We start from the raw sequence: 18,877 nt of genomic DNA, 5'->3' as shown, positions 1-18,877 counted from the left end.
GTCGACGGCAACCTGCGCGACATCGCGCTGCCCGAGCACGTGTTCGCCCGGCAGGCCACCGGCCTCGGCGCCGCCCTGTCGATCACGGCGTCCCGCTGCGCCATCGTGGCTGGCGACGGCACGATCACCCAACCGGCGGTGGAGGCATCCGGCACGATCGCGCAACGGGGCGGCGTCGTATGGCAGGACCGGCACGACCGGCAGAACCAGCAGAACCAGCAGGTCAGCCGCGTTCGGCCGGGATCCGCTCGATCGCCACCGTCACCGGGCCGACCCGCAGCAGGCCGTCGGTCAGTGGGGTGCAGCGGACGCCGCCGTGCCCGCGCAGCCCCCGCCAGGCACCCGGGCCGATGGTGACGTCCATCCAGGCGCAGGGATGCGCCGGGCGGTTCACCCGCAGGCGTACCGGGCCCGCCCCGGAGTCGAGCACCAGCACCGCGCCGACCAGGTCGTCGACCGGGATGCCGGTGGTCAGGATGTTGCGGCGGACCTGCGCCAGACCGGCACCGGGCGGCAACGACTCGGCCGCGATCACCGTCACGCTCGCCTCGCGGTGGGCCGGCTTGCCGAAGTACCGGTCCCCCACGATGCCCAGCTCGGCCCGGAGCTGGATCTCGGCGACCAGTTCCCCGGCCGGCGCGGGTGCCGGACCGTCGGCCGGTCGGCCCACGAACCGGTGCGCGGGTGAGGCCAGCAGCTCGACGATCTCCGACATGCTCGACACCCTATGCCGCCCGGGTCCGGCCCACGGGACCGCCGGACGAACGGCACCGATCGGGCGCGGACGCGACCACCTGGGGCGCCCGGGACGGCACCGTCGAGGGGGGCTGACGTGCCGGGGTTGGCGCGGTTGGACTAGACAGGTAGCCGTACCGGACCCCCTCGGACGGTGGGAGCACATGTCACCATCCCTGCTCAGCTGGCTCTTCGGCGGCGTGTTGCTGCTGGCGGCCGGCTTCGTCACCACCCTGTTGCCGCGCCGGCTGGCCCGTACCCGGCAGACCCGGGTAGCCTGGTCGACCGCGCGGGCGGCGATCGACAGCGCCGCGGTCAGCCGGGACGCCACCGCCGTACGGGTGCCGGAGGCCGAACGGCTGCTGGCCCGCGCCGAACTGCTCGCCGCCGAACACGGCGGGGTGGTGGCGGCGCAGGCGGCCTCCGAGCACGCGCGGCGGGCCGACGAGTTGTGGCGGGAGCGGGCATGATCGGCCGGCTCGCCCGGCATCTCGGGCTGCTGCGCTGGGCGCTGCTCGGCCTCGCCGGGCTCGTCCTGGTGGTGTTCCTGCTGGCCCAGCGGCAGAGCATCGACGTCAGCTACGGCCAGTCACCGACCCCCTCGGTACGCATCGAGGAGGGGTCGGCCGGCGAGTTGAGCGACGCCACGGTGCCCTCGACCGAGGAGATGACCGCGCTGGTGGCCGCCGACCCGGTGGTGCGGTTGCCCGGTGCCGTGGCGTACTGGGACGAGCAACAGGTACGGGAGGCGATCGGCGGCGACGACATCCGGATCCTGGTCGCGCCGCCCGGCCTCGACGAGGCCGAGCGCAAGCGGATCCGCGAGGTGGAGAACGCCTCGGTGCGGGTGATCGGTACGCAGGTCGGCGGCGGCAGCTATCTGGCCACTCCGGACCGGCTGACGGGGTGGCGGGCCCAGTTCGCCACCGGCGACGTGACCGGCCCGCTGGTCACGATGATCGCGAAGCTGCGGGACGTACCGGCCGCGGCCGACCGCGACGACCTGCGCTGGCGGGAGCCGTCCGGGACGGAGTTGGCCACCGTACTGGCCGACCTGCGGGCCGACGGGTTGCACGTCGGCCGGGGCGCCACGCTCGACGGGGTACCCGAGGACGCGGCCCGTTCGGCGTTCCCCGCCGGGGCCTGGTACGTCGTGCTGCCCCGGCAGGCGTACGGCGAGGCGCTGCCGGCGTACGGGGCGGCGTTGACCCGGGTCGACCCGGGCCGCCCGATCGTGGTGATGTACGGCGAGTGGATCGAGTACCACGGCCCGGCGGCCGACGAGTTCGCGGAGCTGGCCGGGGCGAGTTTCTACGCCCAGTTCGGTGACCGGCTCAGCCGGTACGACTATCCGCAGCGCAACGTGCTCGGCGTCTACCTGGGAAGGGTCACCGAGATCCGGTACGCGGGTCTGTTCGACCGGCCGCTGCCGTACCAGCCGCTCGACCCGCTGCGGGTGGCGTTGCCGGCGCTGCCCTGGATCTTCACCGCCTGCGTCGCCGGTTACCTGGTGCTGTCGGCCCGTTCGCTGCGCCGCGCCGGTGTCCTCGCCGGGTTGGGCGGGGCCCGGCAGGGTGCCGGTCCGGCCCGGTTGGCCGGGCTCACCGCGCTAGCGCTGGAGGTGTCGTTGCTGACCGACGCCCGCAGCAACGCGGCGTTGACCCGGGGCATCGGCAAGCTCCAGGCCGCCCGGGCGGCGTTGGAGAAGGGTCTGCCCGCGCGGCACGTACGGGAGTTACTCGACGACGCGACGGCGGAGTTGGACGAGACCGCCCGGGTCGTCGGCCTTCCCGACTACCGGCCGGAGAACTACCTTCAGGGCAGGCTGTCATGATCTCCACTCTTCGTCGCCTGCTCGGCGGGCTGTTCGGCAACGCCTTCGGCGGTGCCGTACTGGGTTGCCTGGTGTTGGCCGGGTGGGCGGTGTGGTCCGGCGGGATCCTCGACGGTCCGATCGCCCGCGAGGTCCGTTCCTCGGCGGTGTACGTCGCTCCCGGCGTGGACCTGGACCGGGGCGCCGCCGAGCGGATCATCGGCAACCGGCGGCTGGTCGTCCTGCTGATGGAGCCCGGGCACGACCTGCCGTCCGCGTGCGGGCAGACCGAGCGGGCCGCGGCGGGCACCGTCGTGCTGGCGATGAGTCGAGCGGGCGAGGACTGGGCGACGTACGGCTGTTCCCGCCTGCCCCGGCACGACAACCGGGATCTGGGCCGGGCGATCGTCGTGGAGACGACGATCGACCAGGGCACCGACGCCCTCGTCGACCAGCCGCTGGAGGCGCTGAAGATGGTCGTACTCAACTACGACCGGCTGGTCCGGGCCGGTCTCGTCCCCGACGGGGCGCGCACGATCAGCCCGTCCCTTCCCCGGTACCTGCTGGCCGGCGCGGCGGTCGGTGGGGTGCTCGCCGGCACCACGACGCTGTGGCTGATCGGGCGGCGGGCCGGTCGGCTGGCCGAGGCGCGGCAGGCCCGGCGGGTGGGGCACGCCGACGGGCGGGCCGCGCTGACCGCCGCGACCGCCGCGCTCGCCCAGCAGATCGTCGACCTGGACCAGCGGTTCGGCGGCCGGGCGGGGGCCAGGGTGCGCCCGGCGTACCTGCGGTTGGCCGGCGACTACGCCCGTCTGTTGGACGAGGTCACGGCGGTCGGGCCGGGCGACGAGAGGGCGGTACGCCGGCTGCGCGGCGAGGTCGACACGCTCAGCCGGCGGGCATCGCGGTTGGCCGACGAGCCGACCGGCCGGCTGCGCCGCGGGGTGTGACAACGGCAGCGGAGCAGGCGACACCAAGCTGTAACATCCCTCGACTTCTATGTTTGCGTACATCTATATAGCCTCTCAGCGTCAGTGATCATCCATGTCGGATGATCGGCTCTCGAGGAGGCTTCGTGTCACAAGCACGCCCACCGCGCCTGCGCCGCGTCGCGGTCGCCGCCGGCATCACCGCCACCGCCGTCGTCGCCGCCCTGCTCACCCTGCCGCAACCGGCGATGGCCGCCGGCGGACCGTACCGGGCCGCCGCCCTGCCGATCACCACCCCGCAGGCCGCCACCGACGTCACGGTCATCCCCGGGGCGTACGTCGTCACCATGAAGCCGGGCACCGACGCGACCGCGCCCGCCCGCGCCCTGCGCACCACCCCCAGCGCCTACTTCAGCCGGGCGGTCAACGGCTTCGCGGCCCGGCTCACCGCCGCACAGGTCACCGAACTGTCACACAACGCCAACGTGCTCAGCATCGAACGCGACGTCATCCAGTACGACGTGGTCGACGCCACCCAGAGCAACCCGCCGTCCTGGGGCCTGGACCGCATCGACCAGACCAACCTGCCGCTGTCGCGCAGCTACACCTACAACTCCACCGGCAGCGGGGTGCACGCCTACGTCATCGACAGCGGCATCCAGGCCAGCCACCCCGACTTCGGCGGGCGGGCGACGTTCGCGTACAACTCGATCGACAGCAACAACACCGACTGCAACGGCCACGGCACGCACGTCGCCGGCACCATCGGCGGCACCAGCCACGGCGTGGCCAAGAACGTCCGGCTGTACGGCGTGAAGTGGCTCAACTGCTCCGGTGGCGGCACCCTCTCCGCCGCCGTCGGCGCCGTCGACTGGGTGACCCGCAACGCCAGCAAGCCCGCCGTGGCCAACGCCTCCTGGAACTACACCTACAGCTCCACCCTGGCCACCGCGCTGACCAACATGATGAACAGCGGCGTGTTCCTGGCCGCCTCCGCCGGCAACACCGGCGGCAACTCGTGCGACCGACTGCCGCGTAACCTCACCGCCGCGCTGGTCGTCGCCGCCACCACCAACACCGACGCGCGGGCCAGCTACTCCTCGATCGGTTCCTGCGTCGACATCTACGCCCCCGGCTCGGCCATCGTCTCCACGTACCCCACCTCCACCACCTCCAGCCTCAACGGCACGTCGATGGCGACGCCGCACGCCGCCGGGGTCGCCGCGCTCTACAAGGCCACCTACGGCGACGCCAGCCAGGCCACCGTGCACAACTGGATCGTGAACAACGCCACCACCGGCGTGGTCGGCGGCAGCCTCTCCGGTACCCCGAACCGACTGCTCAACAAGCGCAACCTCTAGCTCTCTCTAGCGGCCCACCCGGCGCTGCCCACCGGCCACCCGAGCCGTGGGCAGCGCCGGGTGCCGCTCGACAGCGGCCGAGGAAGCGGCGCCGGAGAGTAGGACGGGAACCGGAGGAACGGGTGGGGGTCGTCTAGCGTCGGGGCATGGGCGAGGTTGGGGAGATCGCGGAAGTGTTCCGGACGGCGCGGGGCTTCGACAGTTCGCCGCTGTACCGCCACCTGCTCTCGGTGGTGGCGCAGGACCGCGCGCTGCTCGAACTAGCGGCGGGCACCCGACCAGGTCAGCAGCCGACGTTCGCGCTCTTCGGCGCCGTCCACCAGCTGCTGCTGGCCGGTACCGTCGACACGCTGGCCGAGTACTACCCGTCGGTCGTCGGTGCGCGTGCCCGGCCGGTCGACGGCGACACCGCTACGGCCTTCACCCGGTTCTGTGCGGCGTACGCCCCGGAGATCACGGCGCTGCTCGGCAGCCGACTGGTGCAGACCAACCACGTCCAGCGGGCCCTGGTGACCCGGATCGGGCTGGCGCTGCTGCGGCGGGCCACGCCGGCACCGGTCTGCGTCGTGGAGGTGGGGTGCAGCGCGGGCCTCAACCTGCGCGCCGACCGGTACGGTTTCACCCTGGGCGGCACCGGCTACGGCCAGCCCGACGCGTCGGTGTGGCTGCACGTCGACGTGCCGGACGCCCACCTGCTGCCCGACGTCGGCAAGATGCCGGAGATCGCCGAGGTCGTCGGGGTGGACCTCGACCCGCCCGATGTCACCGACGCCGACGACCGGGCCTGGCTACGCGCGCTGGTGTGGCCGGAGAACGCCCACCAGGCGGCGCTGTTGCAGGCGGCGCTCGACGCGGTGGCCGCCGACCCACCGCGGGTCCGCCGTGGTGACGTCGTGGACATCGGCGCCGACGTCGTGGCGAGCCTCCCCGCCGGCCTGCCGCGGCTGGTCGTACACACCGCGACCCGGATCCACGTGCCCGTCGGCCGACGCCCGGCGTTCGACGCGGCCGTGGCGGCCTTCGGCGACGGCGGACCGCTGCTGCACCTGGCGCTCGAAGACGACCAGCGGGTCGCGCCGTCGGGCCGGCCGGGCATCGGCCTGACCGCCACCGATCCCACCGGCAGCCGGACCATCGCCGTCGCCGACGGCCACCTCGCCTGGCTGGAACCGTTGCCCGCGATGCGGGAGGTACGCCTCGACGGGTGACCGGCGGCGGCACGACGACGGCTACCGGACCTCGATCAGGCTCGGGCAGGCGAACGGCAACGACAGCGAGACCGCACCGCCGGTGCCGGTCTCGGCCTCCAGACCGCCGAGGGTGATGGTGCCGGCCGGTACGGCGGCCGACTCGTCGCCCACGGTGGCGGCGCCGGTGAAGGAGTCACCGGGGACGAGTTGGCGCAGCCCGGCGGGCGGCCGACGATCGGTGTACGCCGCCGACATGGTGTCGAGGAACTGGCCCCGGTGCCGCAGCAGGGTCAGGGTGAGCGCCGAGGCGTCGTCGTCCACCTGGTACCGGTCACCGGCCCGGGCCAGGGTGATCTGTCCCTGCCCGCCGACCTTCTGCTCGGTGTCGAAGTAGAGGCTCACGGTCAGGGTGCCGTCGGAGCTGGACCGGTAGCAGCGGGTCGTCGCCACCCAGCCGGCCGCCGCGCCGGGCAGCCCCGCGCCGGTCACGGTGACCTCCCCCCGGGTCACCTCGCTGACCGTCGCCGTGCAGGCCGCCCCGCCCTCCAGTCCGGCGAAGACCAGCCGGTCCCCGCGCCGCAGCAGGTCGCCGGGGATGCCGCCGAAGCCGGTCAGCAGCGCGAGTTCCGGTTCGCCGAGCTTGCCGAAGGAGAGCCGGGCGACCCGCTGCCACTGTCCGGCGGACAGCATCTCGGACAGCTCCGGGCAGGCACGCCCACTGGCCAGGACCACGTGGCGGGCGGACTCCGCGACCGGCACCACGTCCGCGGTGACGTACAGGCCGGGGAAGCTGGCCGGCGCGGCGTCGGACGGCGCGGCGGCCCCGGGGGCCGGTGGGATGGACGCCAAACCGTCCGGGTGGGCGTCGCTACCGGTGCAGGCGGTCAGGGCGAGCAGGGTCGCCAGGCCGGTGGCGACGGCCGCCCGCCGCCAGGCGCCGAGGCGGTGTCGCGGGAGGGGCCCGCGCAGCTCACAGCTCGTCATGGAAGTACCTCACCTTGGGGCAACGCGGGTCTGATTCGACCCGTACGACCGGCCAGGACAGCCTGCTGAACGGGAAGGTGTGGCCGGCGAGCAGGATCTCGACGTCGCCGACCGGCCGACCGATGCGGTTGTCGGCGAGCACCACCGCCCGGGTGTTGAGGAACGGGTAGAAGCGCAGTACGCCGTCGAGGAACTGACTGCCGCCCTCGCCCTTCATGATGTGGAACTCGTGTCGGCCGGACTGGTCGGCCGACGGCGTGACGGTCATCTCGTTGGCCCTGCCGGCGAAGTCCTTCGGCACCTTCACCCCGGTCGCCGCACCCGCCATCTGCAGCAGCTGCCCGCTGGTCGCACCGTCGTAGCCGGCGGTGCCCTTGAAGGGGCCGGCCTCGCCGGCGCAGCTGACCAGGTCGACGTAGACCTTGGGCAGCTTCGCCAGGATCAGGTTGACCTCGTTCGCGCCCTGCGCCAGCACGATGTCACTGCCGTGGTAGGTGACCTCGACGGTGATGCTCTGGTCCGGCAGGCCCACCTTGACCAGCACGTCGCGCAACAGGTCGAAGTTCTTGCCGACGCCGAACCCGACCGGGTTGCTGAGCAGGCCGTACGCGTCGCCGAGTTCGAACGGCAGGCTCTCCTTGTCCAGCGCGGCGAGGAAGGTGGCGTACCTGGTCAGCTTCTCCCCCACGCCGTCCGGGTCCTCCACCGGCGGCTTGAGTTCCAGGGTGGCCCGGCCGTCGCTGCCGGTCTTCACCCCCCGGCTCATCTTCCTGCTGTCCGCGGAGACCGCCTTCAACAGCTGCGTGCCACCCTCCTGGATGGTGCCGGCCTGCGGCTGCACGCTGCTCCAGCGGACGGTGAAGCCCTTCAGCGGACCGGCCGGCGGGATGGTCACCCCGGCCAGCGAGTAGCAGTGCAGCAGATCCTTGTCGACCTCCAGTTCGAAGGTCGCCGTCGCGGTCAGCGTGACGTGCTCGGCCCGGCTGCCGACGGTGTGCTTGAAGTGGGTGCTGGTCTTGTCGGCGGTCAACGACAGCCGCGTACCGGACAGCAGCAGGATCGCGCTCGCCGCCGCGCCGGACTTGCCCCACACCTCCTCGGCCCGACCGATCCGGTCCTGCTTGTCCTTGGGGAGCAGCTTGACCAGGCCGTCCTTGAGTCGCCCCTTCGCGGAGTCGATGATCCCCTTGGCCGTCGGGTCGGGCGGCGGCCCGGTCCACCGGGTGATGCTCTGACACGGCCCGTCACCGGACCCGGCACGGGCGACACCGCCGCGGGACGCGGCACGGGCGACACCGCCGCCGAGCAACCGGTCCACCAGGCCGGGGCGGGCGGCGGCCTGCGGCTGCTCCTGCGCACGCACCTCGCTGATCCGGCTGGTCGCGTGCCCGAGCAGCAGGATCGTCTGCAGCGGGTCGAGGAACGTGGTGTCCGGGTCGGCGCCGGGGAAGATCACCTGCTGGCGGTGGGCCGACAGGGCCCGCACCCCGGCCGCCGCGGTAACGAAGATCGGCACGGCCTCGGGCTGCTTGGCCCACCCGGCGATGGTCGCGGTCAGCTGGCCGTACGTCAGCTTCTCCGGAGTCAGCCCGACGGCCTGTAGCAGGACCGCGAACCGGTCCACGGGGTACCGGTCCTCGGCCCGGGTCGCGGCGGTCAGCGCCGGGATCAGCTCGACGTAGACCGGTGCGTCGTACAGGGCCAGCCCGTCGGGCATGGCCACCACCGGCCCCCGCCCGGACACGATCGGGTGTCCGGCGCGGCGCAGCAGTTCCGCGGTGGCCGCGGCGGAGCGGCTCGGGTCGTCGGCGTGGATCAGGGCGACGAGTCGCTCGGCGGCCTCGGCCGGGTCGTCCGGGAGCGTACCGGCGACGGACTCGATGGCGGCCCGGTCGACCGAGCCGGTGGGTTGCGGGTCGTCGCGGTCGGCGGTACAGCCACCGGCGACGAGGGTGGCGCAGAGCAGCACCGCGACCGCCGGCCGCCAACGCAGCACCGCGACCGCCGGCCGCCAACGCAGCACCGCGGCCGGCGGCCGCCAACGCAGCACCGCGACCGCCGGCCATCGGCGCGGACGCCCGCCGGGCGGGTCGACACCTCGTGCCGGGCGGGAGGCGCGTGTCATCGATGGTTCCCTTCGTTACGGGGGCGGGGCGGCACCGGTCGGTGTCGCCCCGCAGGCAGTAGAGCGGGCAGCGTGTCCCGGCCACCAGGGACCGGCGTCCCGCCGGACCGGGATCGTCGGCCGCCGCCCGGTCCGCACCCCGCCGGGCCGGTGGTCGCGGTGGTGTGGTCCCGGCCCGGTCCCGGTCGATCGGGACCGGGTGACCCATGCGCGCCGGGTCGGCCGGTCGGCATCGTCGGTGCCGAATCGTCCGTTGCGGCCCACGAACACGGTCAGCCCGGTCTTGGGCAGCCGCCCACCCAGGAGGTAGCAGCATGTATCCCGCCCCGACGCCGGCCGGTCCGACCGACGGCGCGCCACCGCAGCCGGTACGCCCGAGACGGGCCTGGGCGTTGACCGGTGCCCTCGGCGGCCTGGTCGGTCTGGTCGGCATCTTCGCCACGGCCACCCTGACCGCGCCCGCCGAGCAGTTCCGCGCCGACAACGCCGACTACGTCGCCGCCGTCGCCGACCGCACCGGGTACGTCTGGGCACACCAGGTGGTGACGGTGGTGGCCATCGTCTGCCTGGCGGTCTTCGCGGCCGGGCTGCGGCGCTACCTGGCGGCGCAGGAGCCGGCCGACAGCCTGGTGCCGGCCGTGGCCACGACCGGCATCGGGTTGGTGCTGGTCGGGCTGCTGGTCGGCGGCGGCATCTCCACCGAACTGTTCTTCGCCCTCGGCGCCGCCGACCAGTACGACCCGGACGTGATCGCCCCGCAGCTCACCATCGTCGCCACCATGGCCTGGCTGTGGGGTGGGATCGGGTTGACCGCCGCGGCGGTCGCGGTCGGCGGGTTCCGGCACGGCTCGGTCAGCCGCTGGTTCGCCGTCTTCAGCGCGGTGGTCGCCGGGCTGGTCGCCGCCACGCAACTCACGCCGGTGCAGTACATCGCGCTGGTGCCCGCCGGGATCTGGACGGTCGTCGCCGGGTTGGCGTTGGCGTTCGGGCAGGCGAGCCGGTCGTCCGATCCGCCGGGCCGAGTGATCGTCTAGTGTCGGCGGCGCGATGACCAGCGACTACCCGCCCCACGAGCCGGTCGCCGGGCCGGTGCGCCCGGACCGCGAGGTCCACCTCGCCCGGGCGCGCCGGGCCGCGTGGCCGTTGTGCGCCACGACGCTGCTGCTGACCGTGGTCGCGGTGGGGTTGGCGGCGGCCAACGGTGGCACCCACAACGACGTCACCCACCTGTTCCTGGTGGTGACCAGCGCGGTCGTCGGCGCGACGATCGCCGCGCAGCGGCCGGAGCACCCGATCGGCTGGCTGGCGCTGACCAGCGGGTTCTGCTTCGCGTTGCAGGAGGCCTGCGGTCAGTACGCGGCGCACGGGCTGGTCGTGGCGCCCGGTTCGCTGCCGTGGGCCACGGCGCTGGCCTGGCCGCAGAACTGGCTGTGGGTGCCCGGGAACGCGGCGATGGCACTGATCCCGGTGTTCTTCCCCGACGGCCGGCCGCTGTCGGCCCGGTGGCGGCCGGCGGTCTGGGCGGTGGTGCTCACCGGTGCCGTCGCGATGTTCACCGGTGCGCTGCGGCCCGGCGCCAACGAGCAGGTCAGCCCGGCCGGTGCGGTCAATCCATTGGGCCTGGCGGGGTGGCAGCCGGTCGCCGACCTGACCGCCGCGGTGGCCACGCTGACCAGCGCGGTGGTCTTCCTGGCGGCCGGCGGCGCCGTCGTGTGGCAGGCCCGCCGGGCCCGTGGGGTACGCCGCGAGCAGGTCAGGTGGTTCGGGTACGCAGTCGCGTTGTCGGTCGCGGTGGTGGCCGCCCGGCTGGTGGCCGGGTTGACCGACGGACGGCCGGGCGTCTTCCCGTACGGCAGCGTGTTCTGGGATCTCGCCGGTGGGATCAGCGCCGCGCTGATCCCGATCGCGATCGGCATCGCCATCCGGCAGCACCGGCTGTTCGACATCGACCTGCTGATCAGCCGTACCGTCGTGTTCGTCGCCCTGTCCACGGGCGTCGGCGGCGTGTACGTGCTGGTCGTCGGCCTGCTCGGGGCCGGTTTCGACAGTTCGGCGAGCCTGCCGGTGTCGTTCGTCGGCGCGGCGGTGGCCGCGCTGCTCGTCGCGCCCCTGCGCCACTGGCTGCAACGGCGGGTCAACCTGCTGGTGTACGGCGAACGGGACGACCCGTACGCGGTGCTGGCCCGGCTGGGCGAACGGCTGGAGCAGACCCCGGACGCCGCCGCCGTGCTGGCCACCAGCACCCGGACGGTCCGGGAGGCGCTGCAACTGTCGTACGTGGAGATCGCGACGGTGGACGGCCGGTCGTACCGGTTGGGGGTGCCGCCCGCCGAGCCGGTGCGGCTGCCGCTGTCCGCCGGTGAACCGGTCGGGCACCTGCTGCTCGGGCCGCGGGCCGGGGAGAGCACGCTCGGTGCCCGGGAACTGCGGCTGCTGCGGGACCTGGCCCGGCACATCGGCGTGGCCGTGCAGGCGGTGCGGGCCCTGGACCGGGCCCAGAGCCTCGCGGCCGACCTGCAACGCTCCCGCGAACAGCTGGTGCTCGCCCGGGAGGAGGAGCGGCGGCGGCTGCGGCGGGACCTGCACGACGGGCTCGGGCCGACCCTGGCCGGGCTGACCATGCGCGCCGAGGCGGCCCAGGAGATCGGGCCGGGTGAGTCGGCCCGGCGGCTGCTGGAGGAGATCGTGGTCGACGCCCGTACCGCCGTCGCCGACGTTCGGCGACTGGTCAACGGGCTGCGGCCGCCCGCGCTGGACACCATGGACCTGACCGGGGCGCTACGCTCACACATCGCGGCGGGTCCGGCCGACGGACCGCGGGTGCGGTTCGACGCCCCGGCGACGCTGCCGGCGTTGTCGGCCGCCGCCGAGGTCGCCGCGTACCGGATCGCGGTGGAGGCGTTGAACAACGCCCGCCGGCACGCCCACGCCGACACGATCGAACTGCGGCTGCGGGTCGACGGCGGGATGCTGCACCTGCAGGTGCGGGACGACGGTCGGGGCCGCGAGCCGGGTCGACCGGACGGCGTCGGCATGCACTCGATGCGGGAACGAGCCGAGGAACTCGGTGGGTCGTGCGTGGTCACCTCGACCCCGAACGCCGGTACCCGGGTGACGGCGACCCTGCTCACCGGCACGAAGGAGGACGATGGAGCAGATCCGCGTGCTGCTGGTTGACGACCACGCGCCGTTCCGGGCCGGACTGCGGGCGCTGCTGGCGACCAGTACCGACATCGAGGTGTGCGGCGAGGCCGCCAGTGGCGAGGAGGCGCTGGCCGTGTCGGGTCGGCTCCAGCCCGACGTGGTGCTGCTGGACCTGACCATGCCCGGCATGGGTGGCATCGCGGCCACCGAGCGGCTGGTCCGGATGAGCCCGCACGTGCGGGTGCTGGTCCTGTCGATGGCCGACGACGACGATTCGGTCTTCGCGGCGTTGCGCGCCGGGGCGCGCGGTTACGTGCTCAAGGGTGCCCGCCGCGCGGAGATCATCCGATCGGTGCGGGTGGTGGCCGACGGCGAGGCGATCTTCGGTCCCGCCATCGCCACCCGGTTGATGGGCTACTTCGCCGGGCTGGCCCGTACCGAGCCGGCGTTTCCCGAGCTGACCGCCCGGGAACGGGAGATCCTCACGCTGATCGCGCAGCACCTGACGAACCCGCAGATCGCGGCGCGGCTGGGCCTGAGCACCAAGACCGTCCGCAACCACGTGTCCAACATCTTCGCCAAACTTCAGGTCGCCGACCGGGCGCAGGCCATCAGCGTGGCCCGCGAGCAGGGGCTCTGAACCACCGCCGACGGTGGACGCGGCGGACGGTGGGACTCAGCGGGGCAGACCGGCGAGCCAGCGGTCCAGCGCGGCCGGGGTGTCGAAGAGCAGCACCGGCGGCCCGGACGGGTCGGCGTGCCAGGCCCGCATCCGACGCCGTTCCCGCCCGTACTGGGTGAGGTGCCAGACCAGGATCGAGTCGCCGGACAGTACGCTGCCGAGCGTCTCACGGTTGCCGTTGCAGATCTGCTCCCCGGTGGACAGCCGGCGCATGGTGCGCCGGGCCAGCCGCCGGAAGGAGATCCCGCGCGGGTAGTCGAGGCCGATCACCAGATCGGCGCGGCCCAGCGGCACGTCCCGCCAGCCGTGGTACGCCCCGTCGAGGATCCAGCGCTCCCGGCGGCAGATCGCCTCCATCCGGCTGCGCTGCACCGCGACCGGCACCTCGACCCAGCCCGGCTCCCAGAGCAGGTCGTCGACCGGGTACCAGGGCACCCCGAGGCGCAGGGCGAGCAGCTCGGCGAGGGTGGACTTGCCGGAGCCGTGAACCCCGTAGATCAGGATGCGGGACGGCGCGTTCATCGCGCGGCAGCCTAGACCGTCGGGGCAAGCCGGGCGGGGGCACCCGACGAGAGAACGGGCCGGGCGGCCGGATGGTACGCCGGCCGCCCGGCTCTCGATCAGCGGTTGGCGGCGAGGTCGGCGCAGTCCGTCTCGTCGGGCAGCAGCGGCCGCAGGATGAGCGTCCAACGCTTGCCGTCCGAGGTCCACGGGGTCGCCGTGTTGGCGTTCGCGGCGGCCGCGAGCACCTGCTGCGCCGCGTCACCGGTGGCCGTCACACAGCCCAGCCCCAGATCCTTGTTCAGCTCGGCGCCGGGCAGCGTCGGCCCCGGCCAGGCCACCTCGGGCTGCCCGCCGGCCTCGGTGTTGGCGACCCACGGCTCGGCGACGGCGGCGACGGCGGTCGGCGCGTACGGCTGGGTGGTCGGGTGTGCCGCGGCGAGCGGGCCCGACTCCGCGGTCAGCGACTCGGCGAAGGCCCGCAGCTTCTCCCGGGCCGCCAGCTGGTCGGCGGTCAGGCCCGACTGCGGGATGTCGGCCGACTGGGCCAGGGCCGACACCTCCGTCTGCTCGACCCCGTTCGGGCCGAGCACGGTGAACCGGGTCGACGGCACGTCGGCGACCGGCGGTTCGCCGAAGTCGGTGACGCTGCCGACGCCCGCGTCGCGGGCCAACTTGACCAGGTTCTGCACCTCGTCGGCGCCGACCGTGCCGACCTGGAGGTTGGGTAGCGCGGGGCCCGGGTAGATCATGGTGATCGGGCCCTCGGTGATCACCCGACCGTCGCCGTAGACGCTGATCACGGGGAGTCGGGCGGCCAGCATGGCCGGCGTCGTGAAACCGCCGACGTAGCCCATCCGGAACACCACGGTGTCCGCGGAGTAGGACATCTCGGGGGTGCCGGAACCTCCGGCACCGGCGGCGCCGGCCTGCGGGCCGCAGGCCGTCGAGGTCAGCAACAGCAGGGGTACGACGGCCAGTCGCCCGTATCGCGAAGTACTCATGCCGGGTTCGACGTCAGCGGAGCCGAGTTGGTTGCGTTGACTCACCAGAAACGCCGCGACCGGGGTGCCCGGCCGGGTCAGCCGCCGGTGAGCGCCGTCGTCCGGGCCTCCGCACGCCCCTCGTCGCGGGCTTCGGCGAGCAGTCGGGCGAGGCGGCGGCGCCGACGGCGGGTGACGCCCCGCCAGAGCAGGACCAGGGCGGCGAGGACCACCACGAGGGCCAGCTGTGGCCAGGGCAGCACCCACACCGTCACGGTGGCCACCGCCGGTCGGAGCTGCGCGCCGGCCGGATCACCGCCGACGACGGCCGGATCACCGCCGACGACGGCCGGATCACCGCCGACGACGGCGGGGGTCACCTCGACGCCGGTCGTCACCCGCCCCAACCCCCAGACGCCACCGACGGCTGCCTCGACCTGCCGCTCCCCACCGGGCAGCGTCTCCGCCACCTCCCCCGGCCCGTCCCGGGTGACCAGGCCGAACAGTTCCTCTGTGCGGACCCGACCGGTGCCGGTCACCGCGACGTTGCCGGTATTGCTCGCCGTGTAGGTGACCCGGAGGGTGCCGGCGGTGAACGGGTTCCACGACCGCCGGTAGGTCGCGGCGAGGCCCTCTGCGGAGAGCGCGGCGGTGACCGTGCCGCTGGCGCGCAGCATCACCCGGAACCCGACCCGACTCTCCACCGCCACCGCGCCACTGGCGCTGACCACCGACGCCGCGATCCCCGCCGGATGGTCCCCCGGCGACGCGTCGACCGGCACCCTGATCGTGAACGGCACCACCCGCGTTTCCCTGGCCCCGACCGTCACCTTCTCCTGGACCTCGATCCAGGTCCCGCCGTCGACCGACACCCGGTCGGAGGACAGCATGTTGAACCGTCCCTTGTCGGTGAGATAGCCGTCGGCCGCCTTGAGGGAGAAGACCACCGGCGCGGCACCGAAGTTGCGCACCGCCAGGTGCTCGGTCACCACCTGGCCCGGGTCGAGCGTCAGCTCCACCCACCGCCGGCCGTCCGGCCCCTGCTGGTTCGCCGGCTGCACCGCCCAGGTCACCGTCGGACCGGCCGGCTGTGCCGCGGCGCCGGCCGGCGTCACCGACCCGACGACCACCAGCGCCGCCAACGCGGCCAGCAGCCGCGGCAACAACCTCGGTGCGGCGGGCACTCCGGGCGCGGGACGAATCATCACGGCGGTCCTCCGACGACAGCGGCGGTGCGGTGGTGGGGGTCGTCCCGCACGGGACGACCCCCACCGGCGCATCACTCGAACAGGGACAGGGTCAACGTCGAGGTGTACGCACCGGCGGCCACGTCCGCCTCCGTACGCAGGAACAGTTCCGCGTCCACCGAGTACGCGTCACCGGCCACCGCACCCGAGTCGAACGTCGACACCAGCAGTTCCTGGTCGACCAGACCGACGTTGTTGCCCGGCTGGGTCGGCTCGTCGAGGACGGTGACGACCTCCTCGCCCTCGCTGACCAGGCCGGTGTCGCCGCCGTCGATCAGCCGCGGCCGCCAGCCCAGGTGCCCCGCGCCGATCGGCTCCTGGCCGGCGGCACCGACGAAGTCGGTCGCGCTGCCCAGCACCGCCCAGGCGGCGTTCTCCGGCACCTCGTCCGCCGTCCGGGTGTCGGTCACCGTCACCGTCGGCAGGGTGCCGACGAACTGGCGGACCAGCAGCGTCGACCCGTCCTCGGTCAGCGCCACCGAGTCGCCCGCGATCGTCAGCGCCAGCACACCCGGCTCGCTGATCTCCTCGATGTCGACCGTCACCGCCACGTCGGCACTGCCGCCCGGCTCCGCCGACGCCGCCGACGGCATCGCCACCGCCCCGACCAGCAGGGCACCGGCGGCACCCGCCGCCAGCAGTCGCTTCCGATTCCATGTGTCCATCAGCTACTCCGTAGTCGTTCGTGGGACCAGGGGTGGGAAGGTCAGTCGCCGCAGCCGGCGGCGGAATGTTCCGCGGTACGCACGGTCGTCACCGACCGGCCGTCGACCGCACCGGTGACCCGGACGGTCGCCGAGCCGGCGGCCACCGACGCGGTCCGGGAGGCGAACTGCTGGTAGGCGTTGGCGCCCGGCGCGACGTCCGACACCGACCGCTGGCCGTACGCGCTCTCCAGCACGACGTCCACCGGCCCGTCATGACCGTTGCGGGCCTGCACCGCCACGTACGCCTTGCCGGCCACGCAGCGGGCCTGGGCGCTGACCTCGACGGGCAGTTCGGCACCGGTGCCGGCGGCGAAGGCCCAGGTGTCGATCTCGAACAGGTCGGCACCCGCGGGCCCGGCGTAGGTGAAGTACACGTCGTGCACGCCGCTGACCCCGGTCAGCCCGGTGGTCAGCTCCGTCCACTGGCCCAGCGGCGCGTCCACCGGGATGGTGGCCACCACGGGTGCGTCGGCGGCACCGAGCCGGAGCTGGATCGTGCCGCCGGCCGCCAACGGCCGCACCTTCGCCGTGAGGCTCCCGGCGCCGGCACCGAAGTCCACCGACGACAGCGCCGTCCAGTCGCCGTTGTCGATGTCGCGGACCACCAGGTTCGGTGCCGTGCCGCCGAACTCGGCCGACCCGCCGTCGACCTTGGCGGTCGCCACTCCCTTGCTCCAACCGAAGGTCTCCGCCTCGAAGACCCGGTACGGGTCGAAGTCGCGGACCTGGTCGACACCGGCGTAGTCGCCGACGACCTGCCGGATCGTGCCGTCGGCGTTGAACGCCAGCTCCTGGATGTGCGGGCTGCGGTAGCCCTGGGTGGTGTTGCCGTTGATCCGCTTGTTCAGCGTCGGGCCGTGGTACGTGAAGTAGTACCTGCCCTCGTACTCGAAGACCGACTGGTGGTTGTTGCCGCCGGTGCCGGCGCCGAAGAACTGCGACTGGTTCGGGAACAGCACCCCCGCGTAGGTCTCCTTCGGCCAGACCATCGGGTCGTCGGAGATCATGTAGCCGATCTGGCCGCCGCCCGGGTAGCCGGGCAGCGGGGTCTGCGGGCCGCCGAAGTCGCTGCCGCCGAAGTGCGACGAGTACGACAGGTAGTACCTGCCGTCCCGCTTGAACACCTGGGCCGCCTCGAAGGCCACCGGCGCGTCCACCACCGCCGCGCTGCCCACCGTCGACACCATGTCGTCGCCCAGCCTGATCGCCCGCAGGTTCTTCGGGTTGTTGAACCGCTCGGCCGGCGGCATGCTCGTGGCGGCCGGGCCGCCACCGAAGTAGAGGTACGCCTCCCCGTCGTCGTCCACCAGCGGGGCCGGGTCGAACCGCCAGGCGACGCCCTCGGTGCCGGGGGTACGGCTGTCGATGAGCGTGCTGGTGCGCTCGCTGGTCCACGGGCCGACCGGCGAGGCACCGGTGATCACGTTGCTGGAGCCGCCGCCGTTGGCGTAGTAGAGGAAGAACTTCTCCTGCCCGTCGACCACCTGCTTGGCCATGCCGGGTGCCCACGAGTTGTTCGTGAACGGGGCCACGCCGTTGGGCCCGGCGACCTGGATCTCACCGTGGTCGGTCCAGTTGACCATGTCGGTCGTGGAGATCACGGTGATCTGGTTGATGTCGCCGTAGTTGATGCCCGGCGAGACACCGGTGGTGGGGTCCGGCGCGTACCCCTGGGTGTCGTTCGTCATGTACATGTAGACCCGACCGTCGTGCACGAAGCCGTACCCGTCGGCGCCGAACTTGTGCCCGATCAACGGGTTGTGCTCCCCGGGCAGCTTGCCGACCACCTCGATGGTCTTCGACGGCGGCGCGGGCGGCGCGGCGCCGACCACCGACACGTCGTCGAGCGTGAAGTCCATCAGGTGCAGGTTCGGGTCGGCGGCCGGGGTGCTCGTCCACGGGGTCTCGAAGAACAGTCGCGCGGTGCCGACGCCCTGACTCGCCGGGATGGTGAACTGCCCGTTGAAGTGCGCCCACTGGCCCCGGGTCGCCGTCACGCTGACCAGATTGGTGTAGGTGCCGCCGCCGTAGTGCATGGTGGCGAAGAACTGCTTCGTGGCGGGCGAGGCCGCGTTCTCGTACTTGATCCGGGCACTGAGGGTGTAGGTCTGTCCCGCCTGCACCTTGCCGGAGAGGTCCTGCATCGGCCCGGAGCCGGTGGTCGCCCGGTTGGTGACCAGCACCGCGCTCGACCCGGAGTAGGCGTCGGTGGTGGACGACAGGATGGCACCGTCGGTCGCGTTGCCGTTGTTGACGAACCAACCGACGAGGCCGTCCTCAAATCCGCCGTTCACGACGAGGTTCGTGTCGGCGGCCTGGACCGGTGCCGCGGACCCGAAGCCGGCCAGCAGGACGCCGGCCGCCGCGATCGCGGCGACCCGACGGCGGGTCGCACTTCGTCGACGCTGTGTCACGAGATGTCCTCCTAGTGGTGGTGGGGGTCATCGACATCCCGGGGCCGGCGTGCACCGGCCCC

General features: G+C 73.3%; 16 protein-coding genes. 8 read left to right on the top strand and 8 right to left on the bottom strand.

Annotation, left to right across the window (positions count from 1 at the left end; genetic code table 11):
* Positions 1-223: 223 nt before the first annotated feature.
* Positions 224-715 (bottom strand): molybdenum cofactor biosysynthesis protein, encoded by a 492-nt coding sequence (locus D2L64_RS00160; RefSeq protein ID WP_119572392.1) that lies wholly within the window; start codon positions 713-715, stop codon positions 224-226.
* A 184-nt stretch (positions 716-899) separates the two neighbouring features.
* Here D2L64_RS00160 and D2L64_RS00155 point away from each other — a divergent pair, with 184 nt between their 5' ends.
* From D2L64_RS00155 to D2L64_RS00135, 5 genes are all read left to right on the top strand, one after another.
* Positions 900-1,205 (top strand): DUF6403 family protein, encoded by a 306-nt coding sequence (locus D2L64_RS00155; RefSeq protein WP_119572391.1) that lies wholly within the window; start codon positions 900-902, stop codon positions 1,203-1,205.
* Complete coding sequence (locus tag D2L64_RS00150; protein WP_119572390.1) at positions 1,202-2,569, top strand: hypothetical protein; 1,368 nt, start codon at positions 1,202-1,204, stop codon at positions 2,567-2,569. Before D2L64_RS00155 ends, D2L64_RS00150 begins: the two co-directional genes overlap by 4 nt.
* Entirely contained in the window at positions 2,566-3,498 is a 933-nt protein-coding gene (locus D2L64_RS00145) for a hypothetical protein (RefSeq protein ID WP_119572389.1), read from the top strand. Before D2L64_RS00150 ends, D2L64_RS00145 begins: the two co-directional genes overlap by 4 nt.
* Before the next feature lie 125 nt (positions 3,499-3,623).
* Positions 3,624-4,838, top strand: coding sequence for a S8 family peptidase (locus D2L64_RS00140; RefSeq protein ID WP_119572388.1), 1,215 nt, complete (start codon positions 3,624-3,626; stop codon positions 4,836-4,838).
* 146 nt (positions 4,839-4,984) lie between these two features.
* Complete coding sequence (locus D2L64_RS00135; RefSeq protein WP_119572387.1) at positions 4,985-6,046, top strand: DUF2332 domain-containing protein; 1,062 nt, start codon at positions 4,985-4,987, stop codon at positions 6,044-6,046.
* Positions 6,047-6,067: 21 nt separating this feature from the next.
* On the opposite strand, the gene D2L64_RS00130 is transcribed toward D2L64_RS00135, so the two are convergent.
* Both D2L64_RS00130 and D2L64_RS00125 read right to left on the bottom strand, forming a co-directional pair.
* Positions 6,068-7,012 (bottom strand): hypothetical protein, encoded by a 945-nt coding sequence (locus tag D2L64_RS00130; protein WP_119572386.1) that lies wholly within the window; start codon positions 7,010-7,012, stop codon positions 6,068-6,070.
* Positions 6,999-9,137, bottom strand: a complete 2,139-nt coding sequence (locus D2L64_RS00125; RefSeq protein WP_147376158.1) for a hypothetical protein — start codon at positions 9,135-9,137, stop codon at positions 6,999-7,001. The genes D2L64_RS00130 and D2L64_RS00125 overlap by 14 nt, the downstream gene beginning before the upstream one ends.
* A 314-nt stretch (positions 9,138-9,451) precedes the next feature.
* On the opposite strand from D2L64_RS00125, the gene D2L64_RS00120 reads away from it, so the two are divergent.
* The 3 genes from D2L64_RS00120 to D2L64_RS00110 are packed head-to-tail and all read left to right on the top strand — an operon-like array spanning position 9,452 to position 12,921.
* Positions 9,452-10,171, top strand: a complete 720-nt coding sequence (locus D2L64_RS00120) for a hypothetical protein (RefSeq protein ID WP_119572384.1) — start codon at positions 9,452-9,454, stop codon at positions 10,169-10,171.
* A gap of 13 nt (positions 10,172-10,184) precedes the next feature.
* Complete coding sequence (locus tag D2L64_RS00115) at positions 10,185-12,314, top strand: sensor histidine kinase (protein WP_119572383.1); 2,130 nt, start codon at positions 10,185-10,187, stop codon at positions 12,312-12,314.
* The gene (locus tag D2L64_RS00110; protein ID WP_119572382.1) at positions 12,286-12,921 is read left to right on the top strand and encodes a response regulator; all 636 of its coding nucleotides are present in this window, start codon (positions 12,286-12,288) and stop codon (positions 12,919-12,921) included. Before D2L64_RS00115 ends, D2L64_RS00110 begins: the two co-directional genes overlap by 29 nt.
* A 36-nt stretch (positions 12,922-12,957) precedes the next feature.
* On the opposite strand, the gene D2L64_RS00105 is transcribed toward D2L64_RS00110, so the two are convergent.
* From D2L64_RS00105 to D2L64_RS00085, 5 genes are all read right to left on the bottom strand, one after another.
* Positions 12,958-13,485 (bottom strand): P-loop NTPase family protein, encoded by a 528-nt coding sequence (locus D2L64_RS00105; protein ID WP_119572381.1) that lies wholly within the window; start codon positions 13,483-13,485, stop codon positions 12,958-12,960.
* 98 nt (positions 13,486-13,583) lie between these two features.
* Positions 13,584-14,468, bottom strand: a complete 885-nt coding sequence (locus D2L64_RS00100; protein ID WP_119572380.1) for a hypothetical protein — start codon at positions 14,466-14,468, stop codon at positions 13,584-13,586.
* Positions 14,469-14,545: 77 nt separating this feature from the next.
* Positions 14,546-15,652 (bottom strand): hypothetical protein, encoded by a 1,107-nt coding sequence (locus D2L64_RS00095; protein WP_119572379.1) that lies wholly within the window; start codon positions 15,650-15,652, stop codon positions 14,546-14,548.
* A 74-nt stretch (positions 15,653-15,726) separates the two neighbouring features.
* A complete protein-coding gene (locus D2L64_RS00090; protein WP_119572378.1) occupies positions 15,727-16,359 on the bottom strand; it encodes a hypothetical protein in 633 nt (210 codons plus the stop codon).
* Positions 16,360-16,400: 41 nt separating this feature from the next.
* A complete protein-coding gene (locus tag D2L64_RS00085; RefSeq protein ID WP_119572377.1) occupies positions 16,401-18,815 on the bottom strand; it encodes a family 43 glycosylhydrolase in 2,415 nt (804 codons plus the stop codon).
* Positions 18,816-18,877 lie beyond the last annotated feature (62 nt).

The organism is Micromonospora radicis, assembly GCF_003583405.1.
In the GTDB taxonomy this organism is placed as follows: Bacteria; Actinomycetota; Actinomycetes; order Mycobacteriales; family Micromonosporaceae; genus Micromonospora; species Micromonospora radicis.
This window is presented reverse-complemented; position numbering and strand designations above follow the sequence as displayed.

Coding starts and splice junctions, on each gene's coding strand:
- D2L64_RS00150 (WP_119572390.1), top strand. CDS start 1,202: ATGATCGGCCGGCTCGCCCGGCATCTCGGGCTGCTGCGCTGGGCGCTG.
- D2L64_RS00115 (WP_119572383.1), top strand. CDS start 10,185: ATGACCAGCGACTACCCGCCCCACGAGCCGGTCGCCGGGCCGGTGCGC.
- D2L64_RS00130 (WP_119572386.1), bottom strand. CDS start 7,012: ATGACGAGCTGTGAGCTGCGCGGGCCCCTCCCGCGACACCGCCTCGGC.
- D2L64_RS00100 (WP_119572380.1), bottom strand. CDS start 14,468: ATGAGTACTTCGCGATACGGGCGACTGGCCGTCGTACCCCTGCTGTTG.
- D2L64_RS00105 (WP_119572381.1), bottom strand. CDS start 13,485: ATGAACGCGCCGTCCCGCATCCTGATCTACGGGGTTCACGGCTCCGGC.
- D2L64_RS00155 (WP_119572391.1), top strand. CDS start 900: ATGTCACCATCCCTGCTCAGCTGGCTCTTCGGCGGCGTGTTGCTGCTG.
- D2L64_RS00090 (WP_119572378.1), bottom strand. CDS start 16,359: ATGGACACATGGAATCGGAAGCGACTGCTGGCGGCGGGTGCCGCCGGT.
- D2L64_RS00110 (WP_119572382.1), top strand. CDS start 12,286: ATGGAGCAGATCCGCGTGCTGCTGGTTGACGACCACGCGCCGTTCCGG.
- D2L64_RS00135 (WP_119572387.1), top strand. CDS start 4,985: ATGGGCGAGGTTGGGGAGATCGCGGAAGTGTTCCGGACGGCGCGGGGC.
- D2L64_RS00160 (WP_119572392.1), bottom strand. CDS start 715: ATGTCGGAGATCGTCGAGCTGCTGGCCTCACCCGCGCACCGGTTCGTG.
- D2L64_RS00125 (WP_147376158.1), bottom strand. CDS start 9,137: ATGACACGCGCCTCCCGCCCGGCACGAGGTGTCGACCCGCCCGGCGGG.
- D2L64_RS00145 (WP_119572389.1), top strand. CDS start 2,566: ATGATCTCCACTCTTCGTCGCCTGCTCGGCGGGCTGTTCGGCAACGCC.
- D2L64_RS00120 (WP_119572384.1), top strand. CDS start 9,452: ATGTATCCCGCCCCGACGCCGGCCGGTCCGACCGACGGCGCGCCACCG.
- D2L64_RS00095 (WP_119572379.1), bottom strand. CDS start 15,652: ATGATTCGTCCCGCGCCCGGAGTGCCCGCCGCACCGAGGTTGTTGCCG.